Source organism: Cupriavidus sp. H18C1 (genome assembly GCF_049311595.1).
GTDB classification, from domain to species: domain Bacteria; phylum Pseudomonadota; class Gammaproteobacteria; order Burkholderiales; family Burkholderiaceae; genus Cupriavidus; species Cupriavidus cauae.
This window is the reverse complement of the sequence record NZ_CP186008.1, coordinates 1,422,454-1,444,583: the sequence shown is the minus strand read 5'-3', so window position 1 is coordinate 1,444,583 and position 22,130 is coordinate 1,422,454. Positions and strand designations below refer to the sequence as shown.

Below are 22,130 nucleotides of genomic sequence, written 5' to 3'. Positions count from 1 at the left end.
GTGCGGCTTCCCCCCGATGCCGCCAACCACGCCGCCTTCCTCGCCGAGAACGACCGGGCGATGGAGCGGATGATGAACGAGATGGCGATCACGCCGAGCGGCGACGTCGACCGCGACTTCGTCCACATGATGGTGCCGCACCACCGCGGCGCGATCGAGATGGCGATGGCGCAGCTGCGGCACGGGCGCAATCCGCAGCTGCGCCGGCTGGCTCAGGAAATCATCGCCACGCAGCAGCAGGAGATCGCGGCGATGTATCTGGCGATCGGGCTGGCGCCGCCTGGTGCCGATACATCCGCCGATACGTCGGCCGATACGTCGGCCACTACGTCGGCCACGACGTCCCCCCACTACGTCGGCCACCAGGTCGGTCACAACGTCGGCCACAACGTCGGCCACAACGCCGGCAACAACGCCGGCCGATATGTCCTCCGATCCCGCCGCGGCCGCCGGCGGCGGCGAACGCCACCGCCACCGCACCGTCCACCATTCGCACAAGGAGCCACGATGAAGCCCACCCCGACCGCCGCCGTCGCCGCCATCGCGGCGCTGGCGCTGGCCCTGCCGGCCGCCACGCAGGCCGGGCAGCCGCCCCGCGCCGCCGCAGAGCCCGACCGGCCGATCAGCCATCGCGACCGCATCTATGCCGCCGAGCAGTTCTCCAACACGGTGTCCGTCACCGACCCCGCCTCCAACGAGGTGCTCGGCATGATCCGGCTGGGCGAGCCGACGCCGGCGAACTTCAGTCCCTTGTACAAGGGCCAGCTGCTGGTGCACGGGCTCGGCTTCTCGCCGGACGGCCGCACGCTGGCGGTGGTGTCGATCGGCTCGAACTCGGTGTCCTTCATCGACACGCAGACCAATGCGGTCAGGCACGTGACGTATCTCGGCCGCTCGCCGCACGAGGCGTTCTACACGCCGGACGGCAAGGAGGTCTGGGTCACCGTGCGCGGCGAGGACTATGTCGCCGTGATCGACGCGGCGACCTATCGCGAGAAGACGCGCATCACGGTGCCTGCGGGTCCCGGCATGCAGATCTTCTCGCCGGACGGCAAGTACGGCTATGTCTGCTCGTCGTTCCAGCCGCGCACCAGCGTGGTCTCGGTGGCCGAGCACAAGGTGATCGCCACCATCGAGCAGGCCAGCGCCTTCTGCCCGAACATCGCGGCGACGCCCGACGGCAAGCAGGTCTGGTTCACACTGAAGGACATCGGCAAGGTACAGGTCTTCGACGCGCGTCCGCCGTTCGCGCCGATCCGCACCATCGATACCGGGCCGATCACCAACCACGTCAATTTCGTCCGCAACCGCAACGGCCAGTTCGCCTACGTGACGGTGGGCGGGACCAACGAGGTCAAGGTGTTCCGCACCGACGACTTCGCGCCGGTCGCCACCATTCCGGTCGGCAAGCTGCCGCACGGCCTGTGGCCGTCGGGCGACGGCAGCCGCATCTATGTCGGGCTCGAGAACGAGGATGCGTTGGCGGCGATCGACACGCTGAGCCAGCGCGTGGTCGCGACGATCCCCATCGGGCAGGCGCCGCAGGCGGTGGTCTATGTGCCGGAGGCGGTCAGGCAGGGCGATGGGCGGCAGAACCTGCAGCCTGCCGGCACGATCGCCAGGGCCACGCAGCTGTCGCTGGTGCCGGTCGCTGCCGGCGGACAGCCGCACGCGCAACAGCCGCCGGACCGACAGGCACCAACCAGCGTCGCGCTGTTCGATCAGGGGCTGGTGCAGGTGCTGCAGGCCTCGGTCACCGGCCTGCAGCCGAAGCAGGCCTATGTGCTGGGCCTGGCCGAGCGCGCCGATGGCGGCGGCCGCATCGAGCCGCTGGCGCGCTTCATGGCGAATCCGGCGGGATCGGCGATCGTCAATACGGTCGGACCGATTCGGCAGATCGTCGCCGGCGGCGGCGAGCGCCAGGAGGCGCGGCGCTATCTGGTGATCGCGCCTGTGACGGACGCCGGCATCGGCGCGCCGGTGCAGCGGCAGACGCCGTAGCGGCTGGCGTGCCGGGGCTGCCTATGGCTTCCTATGGCTGCCATGACGCCCATGGCCCCCATGGCCCCCATGGCCCTCCATGGCACCCATGACCCCCCCAATGGCCCCCTATGGCATCTCCGCGAAGCACTCGGCCAGCCACTCGGCCACGGCGCGAAGCGCGGCTGGCGCCGGTATTCGGACGGATAGGCCAGCCAGACCTCGCGCCGCACATCCGGGCAGTCCTGCAGCAGATGCAGCGACGGCTGCGTCCGCGCGGCGAAGTGCGGCAGCAGCGCGGCCCCGGTGCCGGCCGCGGCGGCCATCAGCAGCGTGTCGACGCTGTTGCTCGACAGCACGATGGCGTCGCGCGCGATCTGCCGGTCGACCCAGCGAATCTCAGGCAGCGCCACGCCCGGCGCGAGCGACAGCGCGAGCTGGCAGAACGGCAGCGCGGCCAGGCCCTCGTCGGCGTAGCGGCGGCGCATGGCCGCGTTGCCGTAGACGCCGTAGTGGATGGTGCCGACGCGGCGCGCCACCACCTGCTCCTCGACCGGGCGATTGAGCCGGACCGCCAGATGCGCCTCGCGGCGTGCGAGGCTGGCGCGGCGCGCCTCGACGATCAGCTCCACCGTCAGCCCGGGATGGCGCTCGCGCAGCGCCGGCAGCCGCTCGGCGATGAACAGCGTGGCCACGCCCTCGGTGGCGGTCAGCTTGACCGTGCCCGACACGCTGCCCGGGCTGGCGCGGCGCGCTTCGAGCTCGCGGCCGATCCGCGCCGCGTGCCGTTCCATCTGCTCGGCGGCGGCCAGCGCAATGCGCCCGGCCGGCGACAGCTCGATCCGGCCCTGCATCGATTCGGCCACCGGCGCGCCCAGCGCGGTCTCCAGCCGCCGCAGCCGGCGAATCACGGTGGCGTGCGTCAGCCCGAGCTCGCGCGCGCAGGCGGCGTAGCTGCCCGAACGGGCCAGCACGGCCAGCGTCAGCAGATCGTCCCAATGGGTGGTCGCGGCTGTTCTTTTTTGCACAGTGCCTCGTCGGAATTTGGCATGGTGGATCGGCAAGCCGAACCCTATCATGGCGGCATCGCACGAGTGTCGTGCATTCGACGAGGAAGAGACCCCATGCCGCAAGCCAAGACCCTGATGGATTTCGCCGGCGCGACCCGCCAGCCGGCCGACTGGCAGCAAGCCAGCCTGGTGCTGATCGACCATCAGCGCGAATATGTCGACGGCAGCCTGCCGCTGTCCGGCATGGCCGAGGCCGTGGCCGAGTGCCGGCGCCTGCTGGCCGCCGCGCGCAAGGCCGGTGCACCGGTGGTGCACATCCAGCATCACGGCAAGCCCGGCGGCGCGATCTTCGATCCGCAGCGGCCCTATGTCGAGCTGATCGCCGAGCTGGCGCCGGCGCAGGGCGAGGCCGTGGTCACCAAGTCCCTGCCGAACGCGTTCGCCGGCACGGGCCTCGCCGACGAATTGGCCAGGACCGGCCGCAAGCAGCTGGTGGTGGCGGGCTTCATGACCCATATGTGCGTCAGCGCGACGGCGCGCGCCGCGCTCGACTTGGGCTTCACCACCACGGTAGTCGCGGCCGCCTGCGCGACGCGCGATCTGCCCGATCCGGTCAACGGCGAGGTGGTACCCGCCGCGGTGGTGCATCGCACCGCGCTGACGGAACTGAACGACCTGGTGGCGCTGGTGGTGCCGGATGCGGGGGCGCTGGGGGCGTAAGCGAGGACGCAGCCGTCTCCGCGGACGCGGGGATCCAGCGACTTTGGAAGACGTTGGGATTCCCGCCCGCCTTCGCGGGAAGGATGTGTGGGCTGGCGGTGCTTCGCCAGAGCCCATGGCAGAAGAGGCCGCTCGCGCGGCCTCTTCTGCTGTCTGCGCATCGCGCGCGGCTACGCCACCGCGCCGCGCACCACCCTCGGCCCGACCTCGTTGGCCGCGACCGCCGCGGTGCGCGCCAGCACCGGCACCAGCGCCGCGCCGGTATGGCTGCCCGGCGTGCGCGCCAGCACGTCGGGTGGCGCCGCCGCGACGATGGTGCCGCCGCCGTCGCCGCCTTCCGGACCGAGGTCGATGATCCAGTCGGCTTCGGCGATCACGTCGAGGTCGTGCTCGATCACCACCACGCTGTGGCCGCCGTCGACCAGCCGGTGCAGCACGCGGATCAGCCTGGCGACGTCCGCCATATGCAGGCCCACGGTCGGCTCGTCCAGCACGTACAGCGTATGCGGCGGCTTCTGGCCGCGGCGCGTGACGTCGTCGCGCACCTTGGCCAGTTCGGTGACCAGCTTGATCCGCTGCGCTTCGCCGCCCGACAGCGTCGGCGACGGTTGGCCCAGCGTCAGGTAGCCGAGGCCCACGTCCTTGAGCAACTGCAGCGGATGCGCGATGTTCGACTGCGCGGCGAAGAACTCCACCGCCTCGTCGATCTCCATCGTCAGCACCTCGCCGATGTTGCGGCCGCGCCAGGACACCGCCAGCGTCTCCGCGTTGAAGCGCTGGCCGTGGCAGACGTCGCACAGTACCTTGACGTCCGGCAGGAAGCTCATGCCGATGGTGCGCACGCCCTGGCCCTCGCAGGCCGGGCAGCGGCCATCGCCGGTGTTGAACGAGAAGCGCGACGCGGTATAGCCCCGCGCGCGCGCCTCGAGCGTATCGGCGAACAGCCGGCGGATCGCGTCCCAGACGCCGATGTAGGTGGCCGGGCACGAGCGCGGCGTCTTGCCGATCGGGGTCTGGTCGACCTCGAGCACGCGGTCGATCGCCTCCCAGCCGGTCACCGACTCGCAGCCCTGCCAGACATGCTGGACGTCGAGCTTCCTCACGCCCTTGCTGGCGCCCGCGGTGCCCGCCGCGGTTTCGCTTGCCTGCGCCGACTTGCGCGCGCGGCGCGTGGCCGGCGACGACAGCACCGAGCGGCCGACCGCATCGAGCAGGTTGGTCATCAGCACATCGCGCGCCAGCGTGGACTTGCCCGAGCCGCTGACGCCGGTGATCGCCACCAGCCGCGACAGCGGCAGGCTGGCGGTGACGTTGCGCAGGTTGTGCAGCGTGGCGCCGTGCACGGTCAGCCAGCGCTCGGGCACGGCCGTGTCGGCGGCACCCGCCTTGCCTCGCGCGGCCGCCGCCGACACGGGCCGGCGGGCCTGCAGCGGATGGACGATCGGGCGGGCCAGGAACTGCCCGGTCAGCGACGACGGCTGCGCCGCCAGATCGGCGACGCCACCCTGCGCGACCACATGGCCCCCGCGCTTGCCGGCGCCGGGACCGATGTCGATGATGTGGTCGGCGCGGCGGATGGTGTCCTCGTCGTGCTCGACCACCACCAGCGTGTTGCCCTTGTCGCCCAGCTTGCGCAGCGCGTCGAGCAGGATGCGGTTGTCGCGCGGATGCAGGCCGATGGTCGGCTCGTCTAGCACATAGCAGACGCCCTGCAGATTGCTGCCGAGCTGCGCCGCCAGCCGGATCCGCTGCGCCTCGCCGCCCGACAGGCTTGGCGCCGCGCGGTCCAGGCTCAGGTAGCCCAGGCCGACCTCCTCGAGGAATTCGAGCCGGCTGCGGATCTCGCTGACCACGTCGCGCGCGATCTCGGCATCGCGGCCGCCCAGCGTCAGCTGCTCGATCCACGCGCGGGTCTGCGACACGGTCCACTGCGCGATGTCGACGATCGAGCGGCCGGCGAAGCTGACCGCGCGCGCGGCCGCGTTCAGCCGCGTGCCGTGGCATGAGGGGCAGGCCGCATGGCCGACGCCTTCGGGCTCGATCTCCTCGGACGGCAGCGTCTGCTCGCGGCCGCGTTCGTCGCCGCCGATCACGCTGTCGTCATAGGCGGCCCGCTGCTCGCCCGTCAGCGCGAGGCCCGTGCCGACGCAGCTCTCGCACCAGCCATGCTTGCTGTTGTACGAGAACATGCGCGGGTCCAGCTCGGGGTAGCTGGTGCCGCATTGCGGACAGGCGCGCTTGGTCGAGAAGACCTTGGTCTGGCCGACGCCGTCGCCGTTGTGGCCGTTGCCGAACGCTTCGCGCAGGCCGTCCAGCGGCGCCAGCAGATGCATCACGCCCTTGCCGTGCTCGAGCGCCTGCTCCAGCAGCGCGCGCAGCGCCGCCTCGTTGTCGGGCGAGACCACCACGTCGCCGACCGGCAGCTCGATCGTGTGTTCGCGGAAGCGGTCCAGGCGCGGCCACGGATCGACCGGCAGGAAGGCGCCGTCGACGCGCAGATGCGTATGGCCGCGCGCCTTGGCCCATTTGGCGAGATCGGTATAGACGCCCTTGCGGTTCACCACCAGCGGCGCCAGCAGGCCGACGTGCTGGCCGCGGTATTCGCGCAGCAGTTGCGCGACGATCGATTCGGGGCTCTGCGCGCTGACCGGCGTGCCATCGTGCACGCAGTGCTGCAGGCCGAGCTTGACGTACAGCAGCCGCAGGAAGTGCCAGACCTCGGAGGTGGTCGCCACCGTGCTCTTGCGGCCGCCGCGCGACAGGCGCTGCTCGATCGCCACGGTCGGCGGAATGCCGAATACCGCGTCGACCTCGGGCCTTCCTGCCGGCTGCACGATCGAGCGCGCGTACGCGTTCAGCGATTCGAGATAGCGCCGCTGGCCCTCGTGGAACAGGATGTCGAAGGCCAGCGTCGACTTGCCCGAGCCCGACACGCCGGTCACCACGTTGAACTTGTTGTGCGGGATATCGACGTTCAGCGACTTCAGGTTGTGCTCGTGCGCGTTGACGATGCGCACCACGTTCTCGCCCTGGACCTCGGCCAGCGCGCGCCGCGCGCGGCGGGCCGCCGGCGAGCCGTGCGCCGACTGCAGCCGCAGCGCGTCGTGCTCGGCCTGCGCGTCGCTGCGTCCGATCTGGTTCTCGTACTGCAGCAGCGCCGCGCCGGTATGCGAAGCCGCGCACCGCTTGACGTCGTCCGGCGTGCCCGCGCAGACCAGCTGTCCGCCGGCGTCGCCGCCTTCCGGGCCGAGATCGATCAGCCAGTCGGCGGCGCGGATCACGTCGAGGTTGTGCTCGATCACGATCAGCGAATGGCCGCCATCCAGCAGCTTGCCGAAGGCGCGCATCAGCTTGGCGATGTCGTCGAAGTGCAGGCCGGTGGTCGGTTCGTCGAACATGAAGAGCCGCCCTTCGCTGGCGTCCGGCGCGACCCGCTTGCGCGCGGCCTGCGCGGTCTCGGCCAGGAAGCCGGCCAGCTTCAGGCGCTGCGCCTCGCCGCCCGACAGCGTCGGCACCGGCTGGCCCAGCTTCACGTATTCGAGGCCGACGTCGACGATCGGCTGCAGCACGCGCAGCACCTCGGCGTCGGCGGCGAACAGGGCCACCGCCTCGCTGACGGTCAGCTCCAGCACGTCGGCGATGCCCAGCGCGCGGCCGCCGCGCTCGATCCTGACCTCGAGGATTTCGGGGCGATAGCGCGTGCCGTCGCAGTCCGGGCAGCGCAGATAGACGTCCGACAGGAACTGCATCTCGACGTGCTCGAAGCCCGAGCCGCCGCAGGTCGGGCAGCGTCCGTCGCCCGAGTTGAAGCTGAAGGTGCCGGCGGTATAGCCGCGCTGCCTGGCCAGCGGGGCCTTGGCGAACAGCTTGCGGATCTCGTCGAAGGCGCCGACATAGCTGGCCGGATTGGAGCGCGCGGTCTTGCCGATCGGCGACTGGTCGACGAACACCGCATCGCCGATCTGCTCGGCGCCGACCAGTGCGCGATGCGCGCCGGGGCTTTCGGTGGCGCGGCCGAAATGGCGGGCCAGCGCGGGGTGCAGCACGTCCTGGATCAGCGTCGACTTGCCGGAGCCCGACACGCCGGTCACGCAGACCAGGCGCTGCAGCGGGATCGACACGGTGACGTCCTGCAGGTTGTGCTCGCTGGCGCCTTCGAGCACCAGCCGCGGCGTGGTGTCGTCGACCGGCCGGCGCACCCAGTCCGATGCATCGGCGACGCGGCGCTGGCCGCTCAGGTACTGGCCGGTCAGCGTGCCGGCGTGGCGGATCTCGGCCGGCGTGCCGTCGTAGACGATCTCGCCGCCGCGCTCGCCCGGGCCCGGGCCCATGTCGATCAGGCGGTCGGCGGCCAGCATCACCGACGGATCGTGTTCGACCACGACCAGCGTGTTGCCGGCATCGCGCAGCCGCCGCATCGCCTCGACGATCCGGTTCAGGTCGCGCGGATGCAGGCCGATGCTGGGCTCGTCCAGCACGAACAGCGTATTGACCAGCGAGGTGCCGAGCGCCGTGGTCAGGTTGATCCGCTGCACCTCGCCGCCGGACAGCGTGCGGCTCTGGCGGTCCAGCGTCAGGTAGCCGATGCCGACGTCGCACAGGTACTTCAGGCGCGTGCGGACCTCGGTCAGCAGCAGCTTCAGCGCGTCGTCGAGAAGCGCGCTGGGCAGCGTCAGCGTGTCGAAGAAGCGGCGGATGCGCTCGATCGGCAGCAGCATCAGGTCGTGCACGGTCAGGCCGGGCAGGGCCTCGAGCTGTTCCCGCCGCCAGGCCACGCCGCGCGGCATCACGCGGCGGGCGGGATCGAGCACCGCATCGGCGTTCTCGCGCGAGCCCAGGCGCCACAGCATCGCCTCGGTCTTCAGCCGCGCGCCGCCGCAGGTCTCGCACAGCGTGTAGCTGCGGTACTTCGACAGCAGCACGCGGATATGCATCTTGTAGGCCTTCGACTCCAGGTAGTCGAAGAAGCGGCGCACGCCGTACCACTGGCTGTTCCACTTGCCGTTCCAGGCGGGATCGCCGTCGATGACCCAGTCGCGCTGCGCCTGCGTCCAGTTCGGCCCACGGCGTGTCGCGCGGAATGCCGGCGCGCGCGGCGTAGCGCATCAGGTCGTCCTGGCACTCCTTCCATGCCGGCGTCTGCATCGGCTTGATCGCGCCCTCGCGCAGCGTCTTGCGCCCGTCGGGAATGACCAGGCCGAGGTCGACGCCGATCACGCGGCCGAAGCCGCGGCAGGCCTCGCAGGCGCCGTAGGCCGAGTTGAACGAGAACAGCGCCGGCTGCGGGTCTGCATAGCGCAGGTCGCTTTCAGGACAGTGCAGGCCGGTGGAGAAGCGCCAGATGGTCGCTTCGGCGTCGGCGGCTTCCGCGGCGTCGCCCTCGGGCAGCACGTAGATATCGACCCGGCCGGCGCCGCGTTTCAGCGAGGACTCGATCGCCTCGACCACGCGGGCCTTGTCGGCGCGCTGCAGGCGGAAGCGGTCGGCCACCACGTCGAGCATCTTGCGCGGGCCGGTCGGCGAGTTCACCACCCGCTGCGCCTGCACGCGGGTGTAGCCGCTGACCGACAGCCATTGCGCGATCTCGTCCTCGGTCGCGGACTCCGGCAGCTCGACGGGGAAGGTCACCGCCAGGCGCGGATCGCCGTCGCGGGTGCGTTCGAGCAGCTCGGCGTAGATGGTCTCGGGGGTGTCGTGGCGCACCGGCAGCGCGGTCTCGCGGTCGAACAGCTGGGCCGCGCGCGCGAACAGCAGCTTCAGGTGGTCGTTCAGCTCGGTCATGGTGCCGACCGTCGAGCGCGAGCTGCGCACCGGATTGGTCTGGTCGATCGCGATCGCCGGCGGCACGCCCTCGACGCGCTCGACTTGCGGGCGGTCCATGCGATCGAGGAACTGGCGGGCGTAGGCGCTGAAGGTCTCGACATAGCGCCGCTGCCCTTCGGCATAGAGGGTGTCGAAGACCAGGCTGGATTTGCCGGAGCCGGACGGACCCGTGACCACCGTCATTTCGCCGGTGCGCAGGTCCAGATCGACTTGCTTGAGATTGTGCTGACGCGCGCCGCGGATGCGGATGACGCCGGAAGACATGGGGGAATCCTTTCGATGGCCGCACCGCGCCCAAGGCCGGGGGCGGTGGAAAGTCGGGCGTAAACTTTAGCAAAAGTCCCGCGGACGCGTCCGAATGCCACCCGGACGCCGCCTGGCGGCCCGCCGATGGCCGCCTGACGCGGGACGCCGCACCGACTGCCGCCGATTCTGCCGGCGCGCTCCTTTGCACAGATTCCGGGTGTTTTCAATAGATTCCGCCAGCCGGCACCCATAGCATGGCGGCGCCGGCGGTGGGCGCGTCCGGTCGAGCGGCATACCGCTCCGGCTGCCGGAATCGCCGCCGGCAGTCTCCGCAGTCCCCCGGCCGCCGCTGGCAACGACAAGCCGCCACCGGCGGCGCCGGCAGCTACCCGATTCCACAGGCAGCCGCCTGCTCCCACCAGCAAGTCCACCGCCGTCCTTACGCCGCCAGCCCGCCATCCCGGCGCTCGGCTGGCAACCGGCGCCGCCGCCTTCCGCGGCGCCCATCCCCAAACGCCAGGAGAACACGCATGGTGCTAACAACCAGGAGTTTCGTCGACGCCAAACCTGCCGGTGCGGCCGGCGGCGTATCCACCGTGGAAGGGGCGGCGGTTGCCGCCCTGCATGCCGCCATCATGCGCGGCGACGCCGCGGCGATCGACACGCTCGCCGCCAGCCAGCCCGCGCTGCTGCGGGTGCCGGACCGCGATGGCAATACCGCGCTGCACCTGGCGATGCTCGCCGGTGGCGATCTGAAGACCGTCGAACCGCTGCTGCGGCACGGCGCCGATCCGGCGCTGACCAATGCCAACGGCGATACCGCGCTGCATCTGGCCTTCCTGGTCCGGCCGCCCGCGCCGCAGCTGGTACGCGCGCTGCTGCGCCAGCTGGAGTACCAGGGCACCCATGCCGCGAAGCTGGCGCTGTCGGCCCGCAATGGCGACCATCAGCCGCCGGTGGCGCTGGCGGCCGACACGCTGGCGGACGACGCGGCGCTGTCGGCCACCGTCGGCGAACTGGTCTCGGACTATCTCGGCTGGCTCGCACGCAGTGGCACCGACGAGCTGGCCCACGCCGCCGGCAGCGGCGACGTGGCGCAACTGGCGCCGTGGCTGGCGCGCGCCGAATCGTTGTCGCTGCCGCTGTCGCCGCGCGGACACGGGGCGCTGGCCATCGCCGCCGGGCGCGGCCACCTGGCGGCGATGCGCGAACTGATCGCGGCCGCGCAGCCGCACGGCACCTGGCTGATCGACCTGGCTTCCTTTCCCGACGGCGAGACGCCGCTGGCGCGCGCCGCCACCTTCCGGACGGCGCGAGGCGGTGGCGCTGCTGCTCCAACATGGCGCCGCGGTCGACGGGCACGACGCCGCGCGCCGCACGCCGCTGATGCGCGCCGCGGTCTACGGCCATGCGGACGTGGCCGCGACGCTGCTGGCCGCGGGCGCCGATCCGCGGGCGTGCCAGGCCGAAGGCTGGACGCCGCTCGGCTACGCGGCAGCGGCGCTGCACCCGGAGGTGGTGGCGATGCTGCTGATGCATGGCGCCGGCGATAGCCTGCAGCAGCGCAATGCGGCGCTGCGCACGCCGTTGCTGCTGGCGGCGGCGAGCGACGAGCTGGGGCGATCCCCGGCGGTGCGGGCGCGCACGGTGGCCTTGCTGCTGCAGGCCGGTGCCGGTGTCGGTGTCGATGCGGCGGACCAGCAGGGCATGACGCCGCTGATGTTCGCCGCACGGTCCGGCGACGTCGCCGTGGTCAGGCTGCTGCTCGATGCCGGCGCCCAAGCGCAGCTTCGCAATGCGAAGGGGCACACCGCGCTGACGCTGGCGCAGGCCGCGGGACAGCGCGAAGTCGCCGCGCTGCTGGCCCCGGCGTCGAACGCACCGGTCTGAGGGGTGCCGAGCTTGAACGCAGGGCCGACGCTTCAGCGCAAGGCCGTGGTCGCGGGGCCGGCGGCCCGGTCCTGCGGCGGGGCATCGGCTTCGGCTTCGGCCTCGGTTTGCCACCAGCCGCCGCCGAGGGCCTGCAGCAGGGCCGCCGAATCGGCCAGGCGATCGGCACTGGCGCGCGTCAGCGCCAACATGGTTTCGCGATGCTGGCGTTGCGCGTCGATCAGCGCCAGCTGGCTGACGCCGCCGAGCCGGTATTGCTCGGTGACGATGGCCAGCGTGGCGGCGGCGCGCTGGGCCGCTTCGGCCCGCGCGCGCAGCGTGGCGGCATCGCTGTGCACCGCCTGCAGCGCATCGGCGACCTCCCGCAGCCCCTGCAGCACCGCCTGCCGGTGCGCCGCCAGCGCCTGGCGATAGGCCGCCTCCGCCGCGCGTTGCCGCGCCCGCAGCGCGCCGCCCCCGAAACACCGGCTGCACCAGTCCCGCGGCGATATTCCATACATTGAGGTGATCGAAGAGGTCGCCGCCGCTGCGCGACTGCGTGCCCGCGCTCGCCGACAGCGTCAGGCTCGGATACAGGTTGGCGGTGGCGACGCCGATATCGGCGCTGGCCCGGTGCAGCAGCGCCTCGGCCGCGCGGATATCGGGACGCCGGCGCGCCAGCGTCGAGGGCAGGCTGACCGGCAAGGTGTCGGGCAGCCGCAGTTCGGCAAGGCGGAATATCGGCACGGCGGTGGCCGGCGCGTTGGAAGCCGCCTGTCCCGCCTCGCTGTCCGCCCCAGGTTCGGCCGCCGGTCCGCTCGCCGGGTCGCCCGCCAGTTCGCTCGCCGGCTCGGCCGCCGCTGCCGGCGGCAATCCCAGATAAATCGCGAGCTGATGGCGCGTCGCCGCCAACTGCCGCGTCAGGCCAGGCAGCAGTGCCTCGGTCTGCGCCAGTTCGCCGCGTTGGCGCTCCGCTTCGACCCTCGCGGTCCCGCCCAGCGCGACCCCTTGCTCGACGATCGCCAGCTGCCGCCGCTGTGCGTCGATCAGCGCCTCGGTGTCCTCGATCTGCGCGCGCAGGCTGGCCTCGCGGATGGCGGCGGTGGCGACATTGGCGGCGAGCGACAGCCGCGCGGCCTCCAGCTCGAAGCGCTGGAAATCCACCGCCGCGCGCAAGCCTTCCAGTTCGCGCCGCTGCGCGCCGAACAGGTCCAGCACGTAAGAGACCCGCACCGAGGCGCCGTACAGCGTGAAGGGCGGGGGACTGGGGAACGCGGTGATGCCCATCGACTCGATATTGACCTGCTGGCGCGCGGCGTCGAGGCGCGCGTCGATGGCGGGCCACTGCGCGATGCCGGCCGCCGCCGCGTAGTCGTGCTGCGCGCGCTCGAGGCTGGCTTGCGCCTGCGCCAGCGTCGGGCTGTTGGCGAGCGCGGTGCGGATGGCGCCATCGAGCGCGGGGCTGCCGAACAGCGACCACCACTGCGCCGGCACGTCCGCGCCATCGACCAGTCGCTGCGCGTGGCCGTGCGGCACCGGCGCGGAGGCCGTCGTCGAAGGCGAGGGCGCTGCGCCGTGGCGCGCGCCGTCCGGCGCGGGCGGTGCGACGAAGTCCGGGCCGGCCGCGCAGCCGGCCAGCAACGCGGCGGCAGCGGCCAGCGGCGCCATCCGCTTGCATCGGAACGCGGACAGGGTCATCGCAATCTCCTTGCAGGGATCGAGGTTCGGCGAACGCGTCGGTCGGTCGTCACAGTCCCGTCGGTGGTCGCATTCGCATCGGCTGTCACAGCAGCATTGGGGTCACAGCCGCATCGGAGGCACAGTCGCATCGGCCATCACAATCTCACCGGCCCTCAGTCCAGCGTCCGGCGATAGAAGCGCACCGCGATCGCCATCACCACCGCGGTGAACAGCAGCAGCGGCCAGACATTGGGCCAGAGCTCCGCCCAGCCGCTGCCCTTGAGCAGGATGCCGCGGATCATCCGGTGGAAATACGTCATCGGCAGCAGGTTGCCGATCGCCTGCGCCCACTGCGGCATGCCCTGGAACGGGAACATGAAGCCCGACAGCAGGATGCCCGGCAGGAAGTAGAAGAAGGTCAGCTGCATCGCCTGCAGCTGGTTCTGCGCCAGCGACGACAGCGTGATGCCGACCGTCAGGTTGGCGGCGATGAACAGCAGCGCGGCCAGATAGACCGCGACCACCGAGCCGACGAAGGGCACGCCGAAGACCCAGCGCGCCGCCAGCAGGATGATGGTGCTCTGGATCAGCCCGATGAAGACATAGGGCACGATCTTGCCGCTCATCACCTCGAGCGGGCGCACCGGGGTGGCGAGCAGGTTCTCCATCGTGCCGCGCTCGCGTTCGCGCGTCATCGCCAGCCCGGTCATCATCACCATCGTCATCGACAGGATCACGCCCATCAGGCCCGGCACGATGTTGTACTGGGTCAGGCCCTCGGGGTTGTAGAGCCGGTGCACCTGCACGTCGAAGGCCGGCTTGCCGCCGGCGAGCGGCGCCAGCGGGCCCTTCAGGTCCTTGTCGGCGACCGCGACCGGCATCTGCGCCAGCGCGGCCAGCGCGGCGCCGGTCGCCGACGGATCGGTGGCGTCGGCCTCGACCAGCACCGCGGGCCGTTCGCCGCGCAGCAGCCGGCGCGTGAAATCGGGCGGGATGGTGACGACGAACTGCAGCTCCCCGCGCATCAGCGCCTCGCGTCCCGCCGCCTCGTCCGGCAGCGTGCCGACCACGCGGAAATAGCGCGAAGCCTGCATGCTGGCCACCAGCGAGCGCGTGAATTCGCTGTGGTCGGCGGCGATCACGCCGGTGGGCAACTGGCGCGGATCGGTATTGATGGCGAAGCCGAACAGCAGCAGCTGCAGCACCGGCAGCCCGACGATCATGCCGAACGTCACGCGGTCGCGGCGCAGCTGCAGGAATTCCTTCAGCACGATGCTCCACCAGCGCCGCAGCGAGAAGCCGAGGGGCGCTTCGCCGGCGCGCGCATCGCCTTTCATTTCGCCTCTCGCGTGGCCACTCGCATCGCCCCTCACGATCCGGCCCCCCCTGCATGCCCGGCGGCCCGCTGATCGGCGCGCCGGTCGTTGTCGGCCCGCATGTTGTCGTCCGCCCGGTTCATCATGTGGATGAACACGTCCTCCAGGCTGGTGTCCACCGGCGCGATCCGGTGCCGGCCCTCGCCGGCCAGCCGCCGCAGCGTGGCTTCCAGCGCGGCGGCGTCGCGGCCGGTCACATGCAGCGCGTTGCCGAACACCACGGTCTGCTCGACCGCCGCTTCGTCGGCGAGCCGGCGCGACAGCGCGTTCAGGTCGCCGCCCTCGACCGACCAGGTCGACAGGCCCTGTGCCGCCACCACCTGCTCGGCGGTGCCCTGCGCCAGCAACTTGCCGTAGGCGATGTAGGCGAGCTTGTGGCAGCGCTCGGCCTCATCCATGTAGTGCGTGCTGACCAGCACCGAGATGCCGTACGCGGCGAGCCGATGCAGTTGCTCCCAGAAATCGCGCCGCGCCTTCGGATCGACGCCGGCGGTGGGCTCGTCGAGCAGCAGCAGCTCCGGTTCGTGCAGCAGGCAGGCGGCCAGCGCCAGCCGCTGCTTCCAGCCGCCCGACAGTGCGCCGGCCAGCTGGCGCGCGCGGCTGGCCAAGCCCAGTCCGTCGAGCGCGCGCTCGACCGCCGCCTTGCGATCGGGCACGCCGTAGACGCGCGCGACGAAGTCGAGGTTCTCGCGGATCGACAGGTCTTCCCAGTACGAGAACTTCTGCGTCATATAGCCGACGCGGCGCTTGATCTGCGCGCTGTCGCGCAGGATGTCGAAGCCCAGGCAGGTGCCGTGGCCCGCGTCGGGCGTCAGCAGCCCGCACATCATGCGGATCGACGTGGTCTTGCCGCTGCCGTTGGGGCCGAGGAAGCCGAAGATCTCGCCGCGGCGCACCTGCAGCGTCAGGCCGTCGACCACCTGCTTGTCGCCGAAGCGCTTGCCCAGGTCGTGCACGTCGATCGCCAGTTCGGGGGCATCGCGCTCGATCGTCGGAGTGTCGGCTGGCGCGCTGTCGTTCATGGCCGCCCTCCACTTGCGGGGGCCGTTGGGGCCGTTTCGTTCGTTGCCGCCGCAGCCGGCTCGACCTCCACCGGCTGGCCCGGATGCAGCCGCGCCGCGTCGGCCGGCGCCGGACGGGCCTCGACCAGGAAGACCAGCTTGCGCCGCGTCTCGTTGCTGTAGATCACCGGCGGCGTGTATTCGGCCTGGCTGGAGACGTAGCGGATCGTGGCGGGGATCGCGGCGCCGCAGCCGTCGCAGGTCAGCCGTACGGTTTGCCCGGCCCGCAGCGTGCCGACCGCCGCTTCGGGCACGAAGAAGCGCACCTTGACGTTGCCCGGCGGCAGCAGCCGCACCACGGGACTGCCGGCCGGCACCCATTCGCCCTGCCGGTAGAGCGTGTCGTAGACCAGGCTGCCCGCGGGCGCGGCGATGGCCTTGCGCGACAGCCGCCAGTCGGCCTGCGCCAGCGCGGCACGCGCGGCCTCGACCTGGGCCTGTTGCGCGGCGCGGCGCGCTTCGCGTCCGGGCAGTCGGGCCACCGCCAGATCGCTGCGCAGCTCGCGCACCCGCGCGGCGTCGGCCTGGGCGGTGGCGCGGCTCTGTTCGAGCTGGGCCTGCGGGATCGCGCCGATGCGCAACTGGGCCTCGTCGCGCGCCAGCGCGGCGGCGCTGCGCTGCGCGGCGGCCTCGGCCTGCGCCAGTTGCGCGCGGACGGCGTCGATTTCCGGGGGGCGCCGGCCCGTCTGCAGATCGGCGAGCTCGGCCTGCGCGGCTTCGAGCTGCGCGACCGCCTGTGCGCGGGCGGTCGATTCTTCCTCGGTCTCCAGCGCGAACAGCGGCGCGCCGGCGGCGACCTGCTGGCCGCGCTCGACGCTCAGGCGCTCCAGCCGTCCGGCGAAGGGCGAGGCGAGATGGACGAACTCGCCTTCGACATAGCCTTGCCAGCGGGCGGGGGCGCGTCGCCGCAGCCGGACAGGACCAGCGCCGCCGCCAGCGTGCCGGCCCCTGCCGGGGCCAGCGCCCAGGCCCGAGCCAGCGCCGCCAGCGTGCCGGCCGCCGCCGGGGCCAGCGCCCAGGCCCGAGCCAGCGCCGCCAGCGCGCCGGCCGCCGCCGGGGCCAGCGTCCAGGCCCGAGCCAGCGCCGCCGGCGCTTCAACCCGTAACCATGCGCGCCGTCGATCTGCCGGAGGCGATGCGGGTGGATGGCAATCGGTCTGCGGAATATCGGCGGCGGGCATGGCGGCGGGGCGATTCGGTGGTGTCAGCGGCGATCGGGGGCGCGGCCCTTGCGGCGATCCGTGGGCCGTGCCTCGGGCAGACCAGCGGCGTGGGCAGAGGCCTGGGTAGAGGCCTGGGCGGAGGCGGGGGTAGGGGCGTGGGTAGAGGGGGTGGGTAGAGGGGTGGGTAGAGGGGCGTTCCGCGGGACGGATGCCATGCGTCAGCAGCGCGCGCGCATGCGCGACCATGGCGTCGACATCGACCGCATCGGCCCCCGGCGAGGCGCCGCCAGATATGGCCGGTGGCCAGCGGCAGCAGCGCCAGGCCGATCACCGAGACCATCAGCAGCGGCGGGGCCAGCGCGGCGTCGATCTGGCCGCGCTCGCGCGCCTCGCTCAGCGCGGCGACCACGACGCCCAGCCGCTGCAGCCCGAAGCGCTGCATCACGCGTTCGCGCAGCTGGCCCTCGCCGGTGACGATCTCGCGCACCCACAGGGCCGGAAACCATGGCGTGGCCACCGCCGCGCGGATCAGCCGCTCGGCGATGCCGGCCAGCAGCGCGGCGGGGTCGGCGACCGGGTCGGAAGCATCGATTTCGGTTGCTGCTCTTGCGCCGGCCCCGGCCCCGGCCTCGGCCTCGGTCCCGGCCCCGGCACCAGCACCCGCACCCGCACCCGCACCCGCACCGGCACCGGCACCGGCACCAGCACCAGCACCAGCACCAGCACCAGCACCAGCACCAGCACCAGCACCAGCACCAGCACCAGCACCAGCTACGGCCCCGGCACCACTTCCGGCGCCAGCAGCGGCATCACCCGGCCCGGCCGGCGCAAAGACCCGGTCCACCAGCGGCCCCAGCCGTTCCTCGGCCACCGCATCGAGCAGACGGCCGCGGTCGCCGAAGTAGTAGTGGACCAGCGCCGGCGTCACGCCGGCACGGGCGGCGATGGCCTTGACCTGGGTCGCCGCGATGCCGTGCTCGGCAAACAGCGTCACGGCGGCGTCCAGCAGGCGCTCGCGCTGGTCCTCGGCGGCAAGCGTACGGCCCGGGCCGCGCGGCGGCGCGCTGCTCAGGCCCTTGCCCGCCGGGCCGCTACGCCCGGGACGGCCGGGCCGGCGCAGCGGCGGCGGCTCCTGCGGCGAAGCGGGCAGGGCGGCAGGGTAAGCGGTGGAAGAGCGGGAACGGCGAGCGGTCATGGCGGAAGCGATCTTGTGTGCTGGATATTAATTGGCACATTAATTAATTCAAGGCCTGTTACAAAGAAGGCCGGCGCAGCGCTGTCGCGCCGACGCCGGCCCGGCCTTGTCTTCGGAGAGGGGTCTTACTGCCGCGCGTTGCGCCGGTTATCCGGCCACGGCGTGTTGAAGTTGGTGCGGAACGGATTGATGTCGAGGCCGCCGCGGCGGGTATAGCGCGCGTAGACCGCCAGCTTGACCGGCTTGCACTGGCGCAGCACGTCCATGAAGATGCGCTCGACGCACTGCTCGTGGAACTCGTTGTGGTTGCGGAACGAGATCAGGTACTTCAGCAGCCCTTCCTGGTCGATCGGCGCGCCGACATAGCGGATCTGCACGCTGCCCCAGTCGGGCTGGCCGGTGACCAGGCAGTTCGACTTGAGCAGATGCGAGACCAGCGTCTCCTCGACCGGCGTCTCTTCCTGGTCGGCGCGCAGCAGTTGCGGCGCCGGCTCGTAGATGTCGGTCTCGATATCGAGCCGGTCCAGCAGCAGGCCGTCGAGCTCGCCCATCTGCTGGCGGGCGAAGTCGGTCTCGGCGGTCAGGCGCACCTGCACCGCGCCGCCGGTGGCTTCGGACAGGTCGTTGCGCAGCAGCTGCTGCAGCGCCTCCGGCGATTCCAGCCGGGTCTGGTTGAAGCTGTTCAGGTACAGCTTGAACGACTTCGATTCGATGATGTTCGGCGTGTCGGCCGGGATGATGAAGCTGGCCAGCGCGACCTGGGGCTTGCCCTTCGGATTGAGCCAGGACAGCTCGTAGGCATTCCAGATGTCCACGCCGAAGAACGGCACCGCGCGGCCGTCGGGCAGGCCGATCTCGGCGCGCTTGGGCGCGCGCGGGATCGGAAACAGCAGGCTGGCGTCGTACTCGGTCTTGTAGGCCGAGACTTTGCCCAGCGGCGAATGTTCGGGCACGGTCATGAGGACTCCTGTCGGGGTTCCGCTATTCAGCTATTCAGCGGTTCAGCGGTTCAGCGGTTCAGCGGTTCAGCGGTTCAGCGGTTCGGCGGTTCGGCGGTTCGGCGGTTCGGCGGTTCGGCGGTTCGACGATCCGTCGATCAAGCGTTTTCGGCGATCTGGCGGTTCGGCAACCGAGCGATCCGGCGGCGGACGGCAGCCCCCGTCACGCCAGGAACAGCTTGTAGACCGGATTGTCGGTTTCTTCCCAGTGTAAGTAACCGAGCGTGGCAAGGAAGGCCCGGAATTCGCGCTTCTCGTTCTTCGGCACCTGGATGCCGACCAGGATGTTGGACGTGTCGGCGCCCTGGTTGCGGTAGTGGAACAGGCTGATGTTCCAGTTCGGGCTCATGCTCGACAGGAACTTCATCAGCGCGCCCGGACGCTCAGGGAATTCGAAGCGGTACAGCAGCTCGTCCTGCGCCAGCGCCGAGTGCCCGCCGACCATATAGCGGATGTGCTGCTTGGCCAGTTCGTCGTTGGACAGGTCCAGCGCCGCAAAGCCATGGCGGCGGAAGCTCGCGGCGATCTTGTCGCTCTCGGCGCGGCTGCCGATCTGCACGCCGACGAAGATGTGGGCGAGCTGGTTGTCGGCGATCCGGTAGTTGAACTCGGTCACGTTGCGCGTGCCCAGCTGCTCGCAGAAGCGGCGGAAGCTGCCGCGCTCCTCGGGGATGGTCACCGCGAACACCGCCTCGCGCGCCTCGCCGACCTCGGCCCGCTCGGCCACGAAGCGCAGGCGGTCGAAGTTCATGTTGGCGCCCGAGGCGATCGCCACCAGGTTCTTGCCCTTGAGCTTCTCGCGCTCGGCATAGGCCTTCAGGCCGGCGACGGCCAGCGCGCCCGAGGGCTCGAGGATGCTGCGGGTGTCCTGGAACACGTCCTTGACGCCGGCGCACAGCGCGTCGGTGTCGACCAGCACGATCTCGTCGACCAATTCGCGCGCGATGCGGAAGGTCTCCTTGCCGGCCAGCTTGACCGCGGTGCCGTCCGAGAACAGGCCCACGTCCTTCAACTCGACGCGCTTGCCGGCCTCGATCGAGCGCTTCATCGCGTCGGAGTCGACCGTCTGCACGCCGATCACCTTGATCTCGGGCCGCACGGCCTTGATGTACGAGGCCACGCCGGCGATCAGGCCGCCGCCGCCGATGGCGACGAAGACCGCGTGCAGCGGGCCCGGGTGCTGGCGCAGGATTTCCATCGCGACGGTGCCCTGGCCGGCGATCACCTCGGGATCGTCGAACGGATGGATGAAGGTCAGCTTGTGCTTGCGCTGCAGTTCGGCGGCGTGCTGGTAGGCGTCGCTGTACGACTCGCCGTGCAGTACCACCTGCACCCACTTGCCGCCGTGCTTGCGCACCGCATCGATCTTGACCTGCGGCGTGGTCACCGGCATCGCGATGATGGCCTTGCACTCCATCCGCGCCGCGGCCAGCGCGACGCCCTGCGCGTGGTTGCCGGCCGAGGCGGCGATCACGCCGCGCTTGAGTTCGTCGGCGCTCAGCGAGGCCATCTTGTTGTAGGCGCCGCGCAGCTTGAACGAGAACACCGGCTGGGTGTCCTCGCGCTTGAACCAGACCCCGTTGCCAATTCGCGCCGACAGTTCGCGGGCGTAGGTCAGCTCGGTCTCCTGCGCCACGTCGTACACCTTGGCGGTCAGGATCTTCTTCAGGTAGTCGGGTTTGCTGGCTGTCTTGCGGGTCATGTCGACGACCGGCGCGGGGGCCGGATTGGATGGACGGAAGAAGGCGGAGGGCCGGCGCCGAGGGGCGGGGCGCAGGGCGGCTCGGGGTCGCGGCGCGCGATGCTTGCGCCGCCCCGGCATCGGCCTTGGCGTTCGGGAAACCGCTAATGATAAAGGATCGGGCGGCGCCGGGTCCGCATGGCGCCCGGTGCCGCGCCTTGGTGCAGGCCCCTTGGCGTGCCGCACCGCCGCGGTGCTCCCGGGGCGTCCCGGCCGGCGGCGTGCGTGCACCGGTGACCCATCCGCCTTGTAGGACGCCGTCCGGTGGACGCTCGTCAAGCTAACGTGATACGGTGTGCGGCGATGTCATCCCTTCCGCTGATCGATCCCGATAACGCGCTATTCCTCGACTTCGACGGCACGCTGGCCGACCTGGCGCCACGCCCGGAGCTCGTGCAGGTCGAAGCGGGACTGGTGGGAACGCTGCGCACGCTGCACCGGCAGCTGGGCGGCGCGGTCGCGATCGTATCGGGGCGCACCATCGCCGAACTTGACGCCTTCCTGGCGCCGCTGCAGCTGCCCACCGCGGGCGTGCACGGCGCCGAACTGCGCGACGCCGAGGGCCGGCGGCTCGAAGTCCCCGCGCCCGACCTGGACCGGCTGCACCGCCGGCTCGAGGATTTCGCGCGGGCCCATCCCGGGCTGCGGCTAGAGCGCAAGCCGATGGCGCTGGCGGTGCACTACCGCGCCGCGCCCGAGCTCGAGACGCTGGTGCGCGAGCAGGTTGCCCAGGCGCTGGGCGACGTCAGCGGACTCGAAATGCTTCACGGCAAGATGGTGGTCGAGGTCAAGCCGGCCGGCGTCACCAAGGGCAGCGCGGTCGAGCTGATCATGCGCTCGCCGCCGTTTGCCGGCCGCATGCCGATCTTCGCCGGCGACGACGTGACCGACGAGGACGGCTTCGCGATGGTCGCCCATCTGGGCGGCGTCGGCGTGCTGGTCGGCCAGCGGCAGAGCGCCGCCACCGTCAGCGTGCCGGCGCCCGCGGACCTGCGCGCCTGGCTGCATCGGAGCGCGAAGGCGCTCGATGGCGGTGTTTCCGGTGTTGCCGGCGCTGCCGGTCCCGCCCGTGAGATGGCGAGGCCGGCGGGCCATCCTCCGCGCATGCCGCCGGTACCGACACCCGCGCCGGCACCGCTGCCGACGCCAATGCCGACACCGCTGCCGCCGCTGCCGCCGCTGCGGCGCCGTCCGGCACCGGCACGAATCCATCCGCGTCCACCTCATCCTGACAAGGGGGAAGTTAGTGAGTCAGCCTGAATCCGGCGT

10 protein-coding genes and 5 pseudogenes are annotated in these 22,130 nt (G+C 71.4%); 6 read left to right on the top strand and 9 right to left on the bottom strand.

Translation table 11 applies throughout. The annotated features are described in order from the left end of the window. Positions 1–60: 60 nt before the first annotated feature. Together OJJOAM_RS06795 and OJJOAM_RS06790 are read left to right on the top strand one after the other, a co-directional pair. Positions 61–195, top strand: a pseudogene (locus OJJOAM_RS06795) (DUF305 domain-containing protein); the annotation flags it as partial. A 312-nt stretch (positions 196–507) separates the two neighbouring features. Then, positions 508–2,001, top strand: coding sequence for a YncE family protein (locus tag OJJOAM_RS06790; RefSeq protein WP_422649524.1), 1,494 nt, complete (start codon positions 508–510; stop codon positions 1,999–2,001). Here OJJOAM_RS06790 and OJJOAM_RS06785 read toward each other — a convergent pair. Continuing rightward, positions 1,935–3,008, bottom strand: coding sequence for a LysR family transcriptional regulator (locus OJJOAM_RS06785; RefSeq protein WP_422649288.1), 1,074 nt, complete (start codon positions 3,006–3,008; stop codon positions 1,935–1,937). The genes OJJOAM_RS06790 and OJJOAM_RS06785 overlap by 67 nt on opposite strands. 96 nt (positions 3,009–3,104) lie before the next feature. Here OJJOAM_RS06785 and OJJOAM_RS06780 point away from each other — a divergent pair, with 96 nt between their 5' ends. Beyond that, the gene (locus tag OJJOAM_RS06780; protein WP_422649287.1) at positions 3,105–3,710 is read left to right on the top strand and encodes a cysteine hydrolase family protein; all 606 of its coding nucleotides are present in this window, start codon (positions 3,105–3,107) and stop codon (positions 3,708–3,710) included. Positions 3,711–3,880: 170 nt separating this feature from the next. On the opposite strand, the pseudogene uvrA reads toward OJJOAM_RS06780, so the two are convergent. Then, positions 3,881–9,797, bottom strand: a pseudogene (gene uvrA, locus OJJOAM_RS06775) (excinuclease ABC subunit UvrA). Between the two features lie 236 nt (positions 9,798–10,033). Here uvrA and OJJOAM_RS06770 point away from each other — a divergent pair. Further along, positions 10,034–10,540 (top strand): annotated as a pseudogene (locus tag OJJOAM_RS06770) (hypothetical protein); the annotation flags it as partial. 559 nt (positions 10,541–11,099) lie between these two features. Further along, a complete protein-coding gene (locus OJJOAM_RS06765) occupies positions 11,100–11,669 on the top strand; it encodes an ankyrin repeat domain-containing protein (protein WP_422649286.1) in 570 nt (189 codons plus the stop codon). A gap of 32 nt (positions 11,670–11,701) precedes the next feature. Here the strand turns inward: OJJOAM_RS06765 and OJJOAM_RS06760 are convergent. The 7 genes and pseudogenes from OJJOAM_RS06760 to ilvA form a co-directional block, all read right to left on the bottom strand. Further along, positions 11,702–13,346 (bottom strand): annotated as a pseudogene (locus OJJOAM_RS06760) (TolC family protein). Positions 13,347–13,501: 155 nt separating this feature from the next. Beyond that, complete coding sequence (locus OJJOAM_RS06755) at positions 13,502–14,665, bottom strand: ABC transporter permease (protein ID WP_422649285.1); 1,164 nt, start codon at positions 14,663–14,665, stop codon at positions 13,502–13,504. Positions 14,666–14,697: 32 nt separating this feature from the next. Further along, complete coding sequence (locus tag OJJOAM_RS06750; protein ID WP_422649284.1) at positions 14,698–15,726, bottom strand: ABC transporter ATP-binding protein; 1,029 nt, start codon at positions 15,724–15,726, stop codon at positions 14,698–14,700. Further along, a pseudogene (locus OJJOAM_RS06745) lies at positions 15,723–16,744 on the bottom strand (HlyD family secretion protein). The gene OJJOAM_RS06750 and the pseudogene OJJOAM_RS06745 overlap by 4 nt, the downstream one beginning before the upstream one ends. Positions 16,745–16,859: 115 nt before the next feature. Further along, entirely contained in the window at positions 16,860–18,122 is a 1,263-nt protein-coding gene (locus OJJOAM_RS06740; RefSeq protein ID WP_422649283.1) for a TetR/AcrR family transcriptional regulator, read from the bottom strand. Positions 18,123–18,247: 125 nt separating this feature from the next. Beyond that, on the bottom strand, positions 18,248–19,081 hold the full coding sequence (gene queF, locus OJJOAM_RS06735) for an NADPH-dependent 7-cyano-7-deazaguanine reductase QueF (RefSeq protein WP_422649282.1): 834 nt from the start codon (positions 19,079–19,081) through the stop codon (positions 18,248–18,250). A gap of 202 nt (positions 19,082–19,283) precedes the next feature. Further along, a complete protein-coding gene (gene ilvA, locus OJJOAM_RS06730; protein ID WP_265633228.1) occupies positions 19,284–20,822 on the bottom strand; it encodes a threonine ammonia-lyase, biosynthetic in 1,539 nt (512 codons plus the stop codon). Between the two features lie 342 nt (positions 20,823–21,164). Here ilvA and otsB point away from each other — a divergent pair, with 342 nt between their 5' ends. Next, complete coding sequence (gene otsB, locus OJJOAM_RS06725; protein ID WP_422649281.1) at positions 21,165–22,121, top strand: trehalose-phosphatase; 957 nt, start codon at positions 21,165–21,167, stop codon at positions 22,119–22,121. The last annotated feature ends 9 nt before the right edge of the window (positions 22,122–22,130 follow it).

What these genes read in the sequence shown, in the direction of transcription:
- OJJOAM_RS06790 (WP_422649524.1), top strand. Translation starts at nt 508, where the DNA reads ATGAAGCCCACCCCGACCGCCGCCGTCGCCGCCATCGCGGCGCTGGCG.
- OJJOAM_RS06780 (WP_422649287.1), top strand. Translation starts at nt 3,105, where the DNA reads ATGCCGCAAGCCAAGACCCTGATGGATTTCGCCGGCGCGACCCGCCAG.
- OJJOAM_RS06755 (WP_422649285.1), bottom strand. Translation starts at nt 14,665, where the DNA reads ATGAAAGGCGATGCGCGCGCCGGCGAAGCGCCCCTCGGCTTCTCGCTG.
- OJJOAM_RS06750 (WP_422649284.1), bottom strand. Translation starts at nt 15,726, where the DNA reads ATGAACGACAGCGCGCCAGCCGACACTCCGACGATCGAGCGCGATGCC.
- OJJOAM_RS06740 (WP_422649283.1), bottom strand. Translation starts at nt 18,122, where the DNA reads ATGACCGCTCGCCGTTCCCGCTCTTCCACCGCTTACCCTGCCGCCCTG.
- queF (WP_422649282.1), bottom strand. Translation starts at nt 19,081, where the DNA reads ATGACCGTGCCCGAACATTCGCCGCTGGGCAAAGTCTCGGCCTACAAG.
- ilvA (WP_265633228.1), bottom strand. Translation starts at nt 20,822, where the DNA reads ATGACCCGCAAGACAGCCAGCAAACCCGACTACCTGAAGAAGATCCTG.
- otsB (WP_422649281.1), top strand. Translation starts at nt 21,165, where the DNA reads ATGTCATCCCTTCCGCTGATCGATCCCGATAACGCGCTATTCCTCGAC.